The organism is Mariniphaga sediminis, from assembly GCF_003573545.1.
Lineage (GTDB): Bacteria > Bacteroidota > Bacteroidia > Bacteroidales > Prolixibacteraceae > Mariniphaga > Mariniphaga sediminis.
The window spans coordinates 52,194-65,670 of record NZ_QWET01000005.1 but is presented as its reverse complement, the minus strand read 5'-3'; the positions used below and the strand labels follow the sequence as shown (position 1 = coordinate 65,670).

Below are 13,477 nucleotides of genomic sequence, written 5' to 3'. Positions count from 1 at the left end.
AAGTATGAAAAAAGATGTTAGTTTGCTACTTTTTGGAATTAAAAGGTTAGGAAAAATTAGGCGAATTATGCGGCTGATTGTTTTATTGTTATTTGCAGGTATCATGCAAATCTCTGCAAGCGTTTACTCACAAGGGAACAAAATGGACGTGAAATTTTCGAATATCACATTGTCCAAATTATTTTGGGAGGTCCAGCGTAATACGGATTTTGTTTTTGTTTACGGTACGGATGACCTTGAAGAAGTGAAAAAACCGATTTCTGTTGATATGGAAGATGTATCCATCCGTGAGTTTATGGATGAAGTTTTGAAAGGTACCGGACTCACATATAAAGAAGTCGAGAATGTTGTAGTTATTAAAAAAGCCGAAAAAGCCAACAGAAAGAAAAAGCCTGCAACAGAAAAGAAGGCACCCCAACAGGAAGAGGGGAAAAAAATTACCGGTACAGTTACCGACCATGATGGGGTTACACTACCCGGAGTCAACATAATGGTAAAAGGGACAACCATTGGGGCACCTACGGATGAAAATGGAAATTTTGAGCTGCTTGTGCCTGAAGACAAAAACCGGATTGTTGTTTCCTTTATCGGATTTGTTACACAGGAGGTTGAGATAGGCAATAAGTCGAATTTCCGCATTGCGCTGGAAAGCGATATCCAGGAACTGGATAACATTGTGGTAACTGGTTACCAGACCCTCTCGCGCGAAAGGGCTACCGGGGCTTTTGTCTCTGTAAAAAGCGAGGATCTGGATAAACAAATCGGGTCAACTACACTTGCCGAGAAATTACAAGGCGGTATGTTACCGGGTGTCCTAATCGATCAAAATAATAATATTACTATCAGGGGGAAAAGTTCATTAAATGCATCAACAGTCCCGGTCATTGTTCTGGATGGTTTCCCCATTGAAACCAGCATAGACAATATAAACCCGAACGATATTGAAAGCATTACGGTATTGCGCGATGCAGCGGCTGCTTCCATTTGGGGGGTAAGGGCTTCCAACGGAGTAATTGTCATTACAACAAAAAGTGGAAAAGGAAAACGCATAATGGGCAACGCCAAAACTAAGAACAAGGCATCATTTGACTTTTCTTCCACGCTAAGGATTTCACAAATGCCCGACCTTGATGACCTGCGCCTGGCAGATGGCGCAACAACGGTTGACTATCATTTGGAACAAATTGAAAGAGGGTACTGGAACCTGAATAGTTTCGAACATAGCCAGGGACAATCACTCGTTTTGGATACCTATCGGAAACAACATCAGGGGTTGCTTTCCGAAGCAGAAGCCAATGCCATTTACAACCAGCTCCGTTCCAATAATATTCTCAATGAAGCCACAGAACTGTTTTTCAGAAATAGCCTTTCGCAACAATACAATTTATCGGTTTCAGGAGCTTCAGAACTAAATACCTTTTACGTTTCAGTAAATTATCAAAGCAATAAAGCGTATAGCATTGGCAACGATAAGGAAGTCCTGAATTTTATGGTCAACAACAAGATGCAGTTGCTTCCAAAGTTGCGCTTCGATCTGATTATCAGCGGCAACTACAATAAAGGGACAGGTAATGGAATAAGTATGTATGATTTGTCTCGATACCATGCATACGAACGCATACTGGATGATAACGGAAATTATATACCGAGCTTCACAAGAGGGTTATCAAGCAATTCAATGACTTTGGAAAAGGCAAAAGAATGGGAAGCATTAGGATACCACAACTGGACTTACAACTTAAAGCAGGAGTTTGACAACAACGATAAGACATATAGCAGTTTTACACCACGCGTTAATGTTGGACTTCTCTACGATATTATGGAAGGATTGAGCTTTGATTCAAAATTTATGTTTGAAAAAAATGACTACAAAAATGAATCCTACTATAACATGGGAAGTTGGTACTCCAGAGATTGGATTAACAAACTTACTCTATATGACAACGGGAATTTAATATATCAGCTCCCGAACGGCCCTACACTGTTTATTGCCAACAGCAATACAAATGTCTATTCCTTCAGGAACCAGTTAAACTTTAAACGTTCGTCTAACGATGAAATGCATCAGGTTTCAGCTATCCTTGGAACAGAAGTCACCCGAAGTATTTATAAAAATTATGGACGTTTATATAATAATTATGACAGAGAAAAATTAACGTATGATTTTATAGATGCAAAAGGACTAACAGGCGGTAAATATAAATTATGGGATGGAAGACCTGCTTACTATAGTGTTCACAACTATCAATTAAAGACTAACGAAGTTGAGAACCGCTTTTTTTCGGTTTATTCCAATGCTTCCTACACCTATAATCAAAAGTATACCCTTTCAGCCAGTGCCCGTATTGATGAGTCAAATCTGTTCGGGGTTGATGTCAACGACCGGATTACCCCGCTTTACAGTGTTGGCGGTTCCTGGACCATATCAAAAGGAGATTTTTTCGATGTGGATAAAATTGATTTCCTTAATCTACGTATTACCACAGGTGTAAATGGGAATATCGATAAAAAGACCAGCAAAGAACTCATCGCTTCTGCAGAAAAAGATTATTATACCCAGGAATCATACCTGGATATTGAATCACCTGAGAATAAGGAGTTAAAGTGGGAAAGTACCCGGACCCACAACCTGGGAATCGATTTCAGCGGTTTTAACAACCGGCTTGGTGCCACCATTGAATTATACCAAAGAAAAAGTTTTGACCTTCTGGGATTTGTGGCAGCAGATCCTACAACCGGTTTTGGTCAGGTATATAAAAACACAGCCGAAGTAGAAAACAAAGGATTTGACATCCAGATAGACGGAACGATACTGAAGGGTGAATTCAGATGGGATGCCGGGCTGAATGTATCTCATAATAAAAATGAGGTAACAAAAGTGTACAATCCAAACCCTACTGTCTTCAGGTATTTAAATCCGATTTCGGGGCATGAAATTTTGGGCAAACCAATAGATCATTTTTATTCGTACCGCTGGGCAGGCCTAGACAGCGAAGGCGAACCACAAATTTACGATGACGCCGGAAACATTGTTTCATGGGAAGAACCTGATTTAGAATACCCCGAATGGCTTATTTTCCAGGGGTCAAGGGTTCCTAAGTTCTATGGGGCGATGGGAAATACATGGAGCTATAAGGGACTTACATTAAATGCCATATTTTCGTACAAACTGGGATATATGATGCGTATGCCTTCTCCTCACCATAATTATGCTTACCTTAATTCCGACATGGACAAAAGGTGGAAAAACCCTGGTGATGAAAATAATACTTACATCCCTAAAATGCCAACGGACTATCAGGTTAAAGGGGAGAGAAGCGATTTTTATCAATATAGTGACTACCGATCTCAATCAGGGTCATATATACGGTTTAGTACATTAAGCCTTACTTATAACTTGCCCAAGAGTCTGATTGGGCCATTTTTAAATAATGTCCAATTACAGGCGCAGGGACGTAACCTTTGGCTCTGGACAAAAAATGATGAAAATATTGATCCCGAAACAGTTGACAAATACGGTGGGTTAAGCTTGGGGGTAACACCTGAATATACATTCGGAATTAGAGTTCAATTTTAAAAGCTGACTATCATGAAAAAAATATTTATACTGACAATAACACTTGCAACTTTACTGTTTACGGGCTGCGAGGATTATATGGATATAACCCCAAAGGGAAAGGTTATCCCGCAAACAGTTGCTCATTTTAATGAATTGATGTCGAACCGTAATATGTTTTTGCTGGGACCCGCCAATATGTTTCAGTTATCGGATGATATTGTGATGTATGATGATGAGCTCAACCGGCTATTTACAAGAGTAATTGAAACAGAAAATACATATTTGTTTAAAGACCATATCTATCTAAGTGTTGATATGTCAGACCCTGACTGGGAGGGTTTATACAAACAGATATATGTTTCCAACGTTGTTTTGGATAATATCGACAATGCCGAAGGCAATGATGAGGATTTGCGCATAAGAATAAAAGGCGAGGCGCTGGCCCAAAGGGCACAGGCCTTTTTCTGGCTGGTAAACCTGTATGCCAAACATTACGACAGCAACACCAGCACAACTGATCTGGGTGTTCCCATGCCGGTTAAAGCAGATGTTAATGCCGTCCTGACAAGGGCTACTGTACAGGAAGTGTATACTTTAATTGAAACCGACCTGCTGGAAGCTGAAAAGGTATTACCCACAAATCCGGAATATAATTACAGGCCAAGTAAGCAAGGCGTGCAGGGTCTACTGGCAAAAATGTACCTCTTTATGGGTAAATTTGCCAAAGCGTTGGAATACGCCGACAAGTCACTTTCCGAATACTCTTTTTTGTACGATTATAAAACGTACGATTTCCATCCATTTATGCCTAAATTTATGGGACCAGATCAGTGGCCAAGAATGGCAAAGGATGATTTGGAAGCTGTTTGGGGAAGAGTCTCCGGAGGTTTTATGCCTTATACTGTAGCCGTATATATGAGTGATGAACTCAAGTCTTTATATGATGAAGGGGACCGCAGGTATTATTTCTCGGTTCAGGACATGTCTATGTTTGGTCCCAACATGCACGGCCCGTCAATATTACCTCTTGCTTTAAGACACAGGTCAGGCATTCACACGGCAGAATTATACCTTATCCGGGCAGAATGTAATGCCCGCCTGGAAAATGCGACAGCTGCCATTAACGATCTGAATACGCTCCGCGAAAAACGTTTTAACGAAGGCGCTTTTGTTCCTTACGAGACCGATAAAACAAGTGATGAAGCGCTTGACCTGGTATTGAAAGAAAGAAGAGTTGAGTTATTTCTTGACGGCCAGCGCCTTTTTGATCTGAAACGTTTGAACAAGGAACCTCAGTTTGCCAAAACAATTACCCGGACATTTAAAGGGCAAACCTATACCATTGAGCCGGATGATGAAAATTATGTTTTGGCCATCCCTAAAAAGGTGATAAACCTAAACCCGAAAATGGAGCAAAATCCAAGGGCCGGAAGAAATTAGAATCGTATATTCCCTAACAACACATTGATACAGGGGCGCATTTATGCCTCCCTGTATTTACCTGTTGATTCAAACGGAATCAGATAAATATTCCGAAAAAAGAAAATTATGAATCGTATTATAAGAAAAATTGGTATATCTCTGTTTGTTTTAGCAACTGTATTGTCTTTTGCCAGTTGTGATAACAAACTGGAACAGGAGCTTCCAACCAGCCCTGAAGTAAAAATCGGGAAACTTGAAAATGGCCTAACCTACTATATTAAACAAAACAGGCGCCCCAAAAATGAGATACAGATGAACCTGGTGGTCAATGCCGGGTCTGTTCTCGAAGATGATGACCAGCGTGGATTTGCCCATTTTTGCGAGCATATGGCATTTAACGGCACGGAAAATTTCCCGGATAAAGAGATGATAGACTATTTTGAATCGATTGGGTCCAAATTCGGAGAAAAAATTAATGCTTACACGTCGTTTGATGAAACAGTTTATGAACTAAGTATCCCTGCCGGTAAGGAGGAATATATCGATAAAGGGCTCCTGGCTGTCCGCGACTGGGCAAGCGCCGTATCTGATACCGACAAGGAGATTGATGCCGAAAGAGGGGTTATCCACGAAGAATTCCGAACACGTTACGATGTCAACGGGAGATTGCTGAATAAATCTTTGCCATACCTCTTCCATAATTCAAAGTATGCCGAACGTCATGTGATAGGCACCTATAAAATTATTGATTATGGCAAACCAGATGCGTTGCGCCGTTACAGAAAAGACTGGTACCGCCCCGATTTACAGGCGGTAATTGTTGTTGGCGATTTTAACATTCGGGAGATGGAGCAGAAGGTGAAAAGTGTTTTCTCGGAAATCCCGAAACAGGAGGCCCCCAGGGAAAAACCGGCTATCGAAATCCCGGGACACGCAGAAACACTGGTTGCCCATTGTACTGACGAGGAGCTAAATTCAAGTTCTGTAGTCATTTACTACAAGCACCCGTTTACCCCGGTTAAAACAGTTGGAGATCTCAGGACAGATTTAATCCAGAATCTTTACACAAGCATGCTAACCGACCGACTCCTCCAGGCAGCCGATGATGAAGAAAGGATAGCACCCTTTTTTACAGCCAGTGCAAGCTATTCTCAATTTATAGGCGAAAAAAATATGTATACCCTGAGGGCTTCCGTAAAAGAAGACAGGGTTACAGAAGCCATTGCCTCGCTTCTGGAGGAGAACAAACGTGCTTTAAGCCATGGCTTTACCAAAGCTGAATTTGAACGCACGAAAAAGAAATTCATCAGCCGTGCCGGAAAAGCATTTCGCGAAAGAAACACAAGGGAATCAAAAAATTATGTGGAAGATTACATCCGCAATTTTACGTTGGCACAACTCCCGGTTATCGATCCGAAAATCAACTATGATCTAACCAAGGAACTGCTCGAAGATATTTCGTTAAAAGAGATTAAAGAAACCGGACAAATGCTCACTACCAGGAAAAACAGGGTGGTTATCATCAATGCCCCGGAGAAGGATAAAGATTCATTGCCTGACGAAAACACGGTCCTTCAGGTATTCGATGAAATGGAAGAAAAGGAGCTGGAAGCTTATTCCGAAGGACTAAATCTGGAAGAACTCCTGCCTGAAGAACCAACACCGGGAAAGGTAATAAGGGAACAAAATGTAGAAGGTGTTGAAGACCTTATTGAATGGGAAATGTCGAACGGCGCCCGGGTATTTATTAAACCTACAAACTATAAAAATGACCAGATTTACTTTGGCGCTTACAGCCCCGGAGGATACTCAGTATATGACGATGCTGATTACATTTCGGCAAGCTTTGCCCCGGACATTATTTCGTATGTGGGGATTGGCGACTTTAGCCCGGTTGACCTGGGAAAAGCCCTTTCCGGAAAGATGGTGCAGGTTAGACTAGGGTGCGGCGATTATTCGGAAGGTCTTGGCGGCAACTCAACGGTTGAGGATTTTGAAACCATGCTAAAAATCGCTCACCTCTATTTTACAGCACCACGCGAAAGTAAACCCAGGTACGAAGCCTTATTGGAAAAGATCAATTTGCAGCTAAAAAATAAATACCTCGATCCGAATGTTGTCTGGAACGATACAGTAAGTAAAATTATGGCTTCATATCATCCGCGGGTAAGTCCGGTAACTGTTGAACGGGTTAACCAGGAACTCGATTATGATAAAGTATACAAAATTTACCGGGAACGTTTTTCCAACGCCGGAGATTTTTCATTCTTTTTTGCCGGAAGCCTGAATCCGGAAACCGTAAAACCTTTGGTCGAAAAATATATTGGCGGACTGCCAGGCAATAATACAAAAAAAGAAACATGGACGGACAGGGACATATCACCTCCAAAGGGAAAAGTTGAGCATACAATGCACCTTGCCAAAGAGCAAAGGAGTATTGTGAGGATTCTTTTTCCAGATGCCGAAATGGACTATTCACAAAAAAACAAGCTTGTATCTCGCATAATGTGCGATGCCTTGTCCAATGCACTAATGGAAAACATCAGAGAAAAACAGGGAGGTGTTTATTCAATCAGGGCTTATCCTTACTTTTCGCCATATCCAACGGATAACCTCAGCGTTTCCATCCAGTTTGTTTGTGACCCGGGCAGGGTAGAAGAGTTAAAAAAACTGGTTTTTGATGAAATTCAAAGAATCAAAAAAGAGGGGGTGACTCCTGAAGATTTGGCTTCCATCCTGAACCAGATTGAACACGATGATGAAACTTCGCGTGAAACAAATGATTACTGGATGAAATTGGTTCAGGAATACCTGGTCTACAGGCTCGACTTTAAAAAATTTCCAAATCTCATCCCTACCCTAAAACAGGTAACAAATGATGATATAAAAAATATGGCAACAGAAATTTTTGATATCACTACATATAAAAATTTTAACCTTATGCCTGAAAAATAGCCGTATGAAAAGGTTTTACATGTCGGTGCGTACACATAAAATTAAACAGCTTTTTTCATAGAAATAGTGTATATGCGTCAAAACAGTGTGTGACAGTAAAGCTTTATACTTGGCAACAACATCTCCTGAGCCGGGAGTTATTTCCCTGCAAAAGAGGTTAATGATGACCTAAACTCAACGTGCAGGGAAATTTTTCAGGCAATTTATTAGATCAATCTTAAGGATTAGGGCTTCCTTTTTTGCTGGAGAGCCCTTTTCTTTTATATTATTGATTTAAACATCGAGATTGACTAGTTCCCAGTTTTTAAATGACAGCAAGTAAAAAACTATGGGCAGGTTCTTAAATCTGCCCGCCTTTTCATTGGATTTCTTTTACAATACCCTCAGACCCTTTTTGCAAAGAACAGATAAAAACAAAAGACAACATCCCAAAATAACATCGGCCCACCATTGTACCCAGTCCTAAAAAACAAAAGACACCTTCATTGCTGAAAGTGCCTTATTTCCTGTTGTGGGCCCACCTGGGCTTGAACCAGGGACCCCCTGATTATGAGTCAGGTGCTCTAACCAACTGAGCTATAGGCCCGGATGAGTTTTTAGTTTTATATTTCCAGGTTAAAGTGTATGGCCTATTAACCAAGAAAATGAACGTCAAAATTCGAAGTGCAAGTTTACAACTTTGCGGGAAAATACACAAGTAGAATATTAATAAAAAGAGGAAAACTTTTATTTCTCCCTTTTGTGGTGCCAGATGGAGAAATATCATGCTTTTTACCTGAACATTGGGATGCTGTGCTAAGGTTTATGTTTGCCGAAGCGCAAATGAAAAAATGGATTATGACAGACTGTTTTAAGTTGACACCTTGCTAAAATCCATGAACTCTTATTGTGCAATAAGGGGTGCTATATCGGTATTGTAAAGCAAAATTTAAATTTAACGGGCGTTACAATAATCCTTAGAACAAAATCCCTACTTTTCAAGGTGAGCCGCCGTGATCTCATATAAGCGAGGTGAGTTAAAAAAACAAAAGGGAGAAGGTTACTTCTCCCTTTTGTGGTGCCACCTGGAATCGAACCAGGGACACACGGATTTTCAGTCCGTTGCTCTACCAACTGAGCTATGGCACCCTTTTTTTCGGTGATGCAAAAGTAAGCATTTTTTTAAAATCACAAAGAAAATTCAGATCAAAGTCAACGAAGACTAAAAAATTCTGTATCGCCCCCGCTGTTTGTGTTGCACGTTACTTTTACTACTTTTGCAGCCTGATTATTTTTCTAATGGTTGAAACTGATTTTCTGACACATACACTGCCCAATGGTATCCGGCTTATTCACAAGCCGACTGACTCACCCGTGGGGCATCTCGGTATTCTTATCAATACCGGTTCGCGTGATGAAGAGCCGGACGAGCACGGATTGGCTCACTTTATCGAGCACTCGGTTTTTAAAGGAACCCGGAAGCGCCGTGCATTTCATATTTTGAGTCGTATTGAAGACGTTGGTGGCGAGCTGAATGCATACACTACAAAGGAGGAGACCACGCTTTATTCTACCTTTTTGGCAGAATTTTACGAGCGTACTGCCGAATTACTCAGTGATATTCTGTTTAACAGTGTGTATCCGGAAAAAGAGCTGAATCGTGAGAAAGAAGTAGTGCTTGAGGAGATTAATTCATACAAGGACTCTCCTTCGGAACTGATTTTCGATGAGTTTGAAGAACTGGTTTTTGACGGGCATCCGATTGCGCGCAATATTTTGGGAACCCCTGCTAACCTGGCTTTGTTCAACCGGGAGGCCATTCTCCGGTTTATCAGTCAGAATTATCATACCGACCAGATGGTTATTTCCTCTGTGGGAAAAATCAATTTTAACGCTCTGGTAAAACTTATTGAAAAATATTTCGGACACGCTGAAACCCGGCTGCGTCAGAACGGACGCCGGCAATTTGATAATTATATCCCGGGAAACCGGATTGTGGAGAAAGACACATTTCAGGCGCACTGCCTGCTGGGAAATGTGGCATTTGATGTGATGCATCCCCGAAGGATTGCGATGGTGCTGCTGAATAATATTATTGGCGGACAGGCCATGAATTCAAGGCTGAATATGGCATTGCGCGAGCGACAAGGGATGGCTTACAATATTGAATCGGGTTACACGGCCTATACCGACACAGGCCTTTTTAATGTGTATTTCGGTACAGATCGCGAAAATCTTGAGAAAGCCATTGCCCTTATTCTGAGAGAGTTTAAGCTGTTGCGGGAGAAGAAGCTGGGTGTTCTTCAGTTAAGCAAAGCCCAAAGACAATTGATGGGGCAAATTGCCATATCTGCTGAAAACGGGGAGGACCTGATGTTGACCATCGGTAAAAGTTACCTGCTTTTCAATAAAGTGGATTCGGTGAAAACAATTTTTAAAAAAATTGAGGCTATTTCTCCGGTTGATCTGATAGAAGTGGCCAACGAAGTGCTGGAAGAAAACCGGATGAGCAGGCTGGTGTACAGGTAGCATTAAAAGAAGAAGGGGAAAGCGTGGAAAAAAAGAAAGACATAGAAAGTTATATCCTGGGGCATATTGATCCGGACGACCCTGTTTTACGGGAACTCGATCGCGAAACGCACCTGAAGGTAACAGGAGCCCGGATGCTTTCGGGGCATTTGCAGGGGCAGGTTCTAACCATGATTTCCAAAATGATTCAACCCGAACGGATACTTGAGATAGGCACTTTTACCGGGTATTCAGCTATTTGTCTGGCAAAAGGATTGGCAGCAGAAGGAAAGCTGATTACCATTGAACTGGACGATGAACTGGAGAGCCTGGCGCAAAAATATATAAAAAAGGCCGAGCTGCAGAAAAATATTATCCAACTGATTGGCCCGGCGCTTGAAATAATTCCTGCGCTGAATGAAACATTTGATCTGGTTTTTATCGATGCCGACAAACGGGAGTATGTCGATTATTATAACCTGGTTTTCGACAAAGTTAAGAAAGGAGGGTATATAATTGCCGACAACACACTTTGGGGAGGAAAAGTACTTCACCCTTCCGTTCCCGGCGACAAACAAACTGCCGGAATTGTTGCCTTCAACGAGCTGATAAAAAACGACACCCGTGTGGAAAAGGTTATTCTGCCTTTACGCGACGGGATGACCATCATCCGGAAGAAATAGAAAACTGCCTGATTCAAATTTGTTAATCATTTTTACAAGGAAGCCGGATTGGTAATTACGACTTCTTTTACACAGGATCCGGACGACAGGTTCAATAACCAGCGGATGGTTTCAAACAGATCGTCGGGTTGAATCATTGTTTCAGGAGGAAGTGGGGAACCAGCTTGCTGGGCCATGGTGGTATTCACCCATGCAGGACAAAGGGCCGTAACTTTAATTCCTTGTGGTGTGAGTTCGTTGTAAAGCGACTCGCTTAATCCAATCAGACCGAATTTGGATGCACAGTAGCCTCCGCTTCCTGCAAAACCAACTTTGCCCGATCGGGAAGCAATGTTAAAAATGTAACCTGATTGCTGCTGCTTCATAACAGGGACTACCTCCTGTAAAAGCACAAACTGTGCTGACAGGTTGGTGTCCAGCATGGTTTTGAAATCCTGTTCCGGCAGTTCCAGTGAGCCCCCAAAATAAATTCCGGCATTGTTTACCAGAACGTCGATGCGGCCAACATCTTTTACAATTTGTGCAACTGTTTCTTTTACCTTTTCTGAATGGGTAATGTCCATTGGAAATACTTTGGGCGCGGGGCAACCTTCCCTGATTATTTCTGCTGAAGTTTCATCTAATCCTTTGGCGTTGCGGCCGGTTAAAATCGTCTGGTATCCCAGTTTTGCCAATCCAATGGAAATGGCTTTCCCGATTCCTTTTGATGCCCCGGTAATTAAAGCTACTTTATTTTGTGTTTCCATATTCTGAGTGTTTGCCTTAAAAATAAGAAAAGGGACTGAAATGGCATATTTTAAAAGGTTGTATTCACACGAACATTCGACCTTCGTGAAATACAGAATATTTCGGAATCAGGTTCTGTACCGGCATACCCTGTTCAGCATGATGGGCAGCCCACGGTTGTATTCCGGGAGACAAGTGTACAATGATGTTCCCGGTTTCCAGGTAGCTTTTTTTACATTACAAGGTTGGATAAAACGCATCTTTGAAGTGCTCCAGTTCATGCCTCTGGTTGAAAAATATGACGGTAATTACATCGAAACGCGTTTCCAGTTTCAGGTCTTTTTCAAAAATGTAGGCTTCTGCAGTTTCCACAATTCGTTTCATTTTTGCATTGGTAACGGCTTCTGAGGGGTGTTCGTAACGAATCCCGTTGCGTGATTTTACTTCCACCACCACCAGTTGGTCACCATCCCGGGCCACAATATCGAGCTCGTTATGTCCGTGATACCAGTTGGTGTCACGGATTTCGTAGCCTAATCCAAGAAGATACTGTTGGGCTAATCCTTCTGCAATTTCTCCTATTTCGCGCTGTGAAACCAAATTTCAGTTTGAATGTGAATTTTTATCAGATGAGACTCAATGTAGAATGCGTTTTTGTTACATCAAGTTCCCATTTTTTACCAAAAGCCAGGGCCAGGTTTTTGCCATCGTGGCCGGCAGGAAAATCGTAACAGACAGGGAAACTGAATTCTTCCACCGCCTCTGCAATAATTTCGTGAATGGTTTTTCCGAAAGGCGACTCATTGTCTTTCATGTCGGTAAAACTTCCAAGTATCAGGCCGGCAAGATTTTTTAATTTGCCGCTCAGTTTCAGTTGATGCATCATCCGGTCGGTGTGATACAAAAACTCATCGATGTCTTCCAGGAACAGAATTTTACCTGCGGTGTTCAATTCGCAACGTGTACCCTGCATACTCGAAATAATCGACAGGTTTCCTCCTATCAGTTCCCCGGTTGTTCTGCCCTGGCGATCTCCCTGGGCCGCAGGAATGGAATAGGATGCACCTTTTCCGGTTAGTAGCTGCATGAGCGACTGCAGGTTTTCGTTAGGGGTTCCTTCCTTGTCGAAAAAATAGCGCGGCATGGCACCATGTATGGTTGCCATTTCGTGGTTGTTCAGGCAAGCATGAAGAATGGAAATGTCGCTAAACCCGACAATCCATTTTGGATGTTCCATCAGTTTGGAATAGTTGAGTTTGCTAATGATTCGCACCGTTCCATACCCTCCGCGCGAGCAAACGATGGCAGCAGCTTCCGGGTCGTCGAGGGCTGTTTGTAAATCTTCCAGCCGTTGCCTGTCGGTACCGGCAAACTGCAAATGGGAGGCAAAAACATGTTCCCCCAACTCTACCCGGTAGCCCTGTTTTTCGAACCATTTTACCGCCGGCAGCACAAATTTTTCTTTTACTTTCCCGGCAGGGGAAACAATGCGGATTTTGTCGCCCGGTTTTAAGAAGGGAGGTGTTTTCATTTTTTTTGTTTTTCTGACAATCAGGCTATTTTCTGTTTTATGGTAAAGAGTCCCGATTACAATTGAATAAAGGTATATTTTTGAAACGAATAGTATCCAAAAAAAATATAAATT

Annotated in this window: 8 protein-coding genes and 2 tRNA genes; 5 read left to right on the top strand and 5 right to left on the bottom strand. The window is 42.0% G+C overall.

Going from position 1 to position 13,477, the window contains the following annotated elements:
- Positions 1-4: 4 nt before the first annotated feature.
- From D1164_RS07865 to D1164_RS07855, 3 genes are all read left to right on the top strand, one after another.
- Positions 5-3,577, top strand: a complete 3,573-nt coding sequence (locus D1164_RS07865; protein ID WP_119349419.1) for a SusC/RagA family TonB-linked outer membrane protein — start codon at positions 5-7, stop codon at positions 3,575-3,577.
- 12 nt (positions 3,578-3,589) lie between these two features.
- Complete coding sequence (locus D1164_RS07860; RefSeq protein WP_119349418.1) at positions 3,590-4,999, top strand: RagB/SusD family nutrient uptake outer membrane protein; 1,410 nt, start codon at positions 3,590-3,592, stop codon at positions 4,997-4,999.
- A 108-nt stretch (positions 5,000-5,107) separates the two neighbouring features.
- Positions 5,108-7,936: a M16 family metallopeptidase gene (locus D1164_RS07855; RefSeq protein WP_119349417.1), complete on the top strand. Its 2,829-nt coding sequence runs from the start codon at positions 5,108-5,110 to the stop codon at positions 7,934-7,936.
- Between the two features lie 512 nt (positions 7,937-8,448).
- Here D1164_RS07855 and D1164_RS07850 read toward each other — a convergent pair.
- A tRNA-Ile gene (locus D1164_RS07850) sits at positions 8,449-8,522 on the bottom strand.
- 469 nt (positions 8,523-8,991) lie between these two features.
- Positions 8,992-9,064, bottom strand: a tRNA-Phe gene (locus tag D1164_RS07845).
- 150 nt (positions 9,065-9,214) lie between these two features.
- Between D1164_RS07845 and D1164_RS07840 the strand changes: the two genes are divergently transcribed.
- Both D1164_RS07840 and D1164_RS07835 read left to right on the top strand, forming a co-directional pair.
- Entirely contained in the window at positions 9,215-10,444 is a 1,230-nt protein-coding gene (locus D1164_RS07840; RefSeq protein WP_119349416.1) for a M16 family metallopeptidase, read from the top strand.
- A 23-nt stretch (positions 10,445-10,467) separates the two neighbouring features.
- Entirely contained in the window at positions 10,468-11,106 is a 639-nt protein-coding gene (locus tag D1164_RS07835; RefSeq protein ID WP_119349415.1) for an O-methyltransferase, read from the top strand.
- A 32-nt stretch (positions 11,107-11,138) separates the two neighbouring features.
- Here the strand turns inward: D1164_RS07835 and D1164_RS07830 are convergent, their stop codons facing one another.
- The 3 genes from D1164_RS07830 to D1164_RS07820 form a co-directional block, all read right to left on the bottom strand.
- Positions 11,139-11,852, bottom strand: a complete 714-nt coding sequence (locus tag D1164_RS07830; RefSeq protein ID WP_119349414.1) for an SDR family oxidoreductase — start codon at positions 11,850-11,852, stop codon at positions 11,139-11,141.
- A 217-nt stretch (positions 11,853-12,069) separates the two neighbouring features.
- Complete coding sequence (locus tag D1164_RS07825) at positions 12,070-12,432, bottom strand: YraN family protein (RefSeq protein ID WP_119349413.1); 363 nt, start codon at positions 12,430-12,432, stop codon at positions 12,070-12,072.
- 25 nt (positions 12,433-12,457) lie between these two features.
- On the bottom strand, positions 12,458-13,363 hold the full coding sequence (locus D1164_RS07820; RefSeq protein WP_147372090.1) for a S66 peptidase family protein: 906 nt from the start codon (positions 13,361-13,363) through the stop codon (positions 12,458-12,460).
- Between the last annotated feature and the right edge of the window lie 114 nt (positions 13,364-13,477).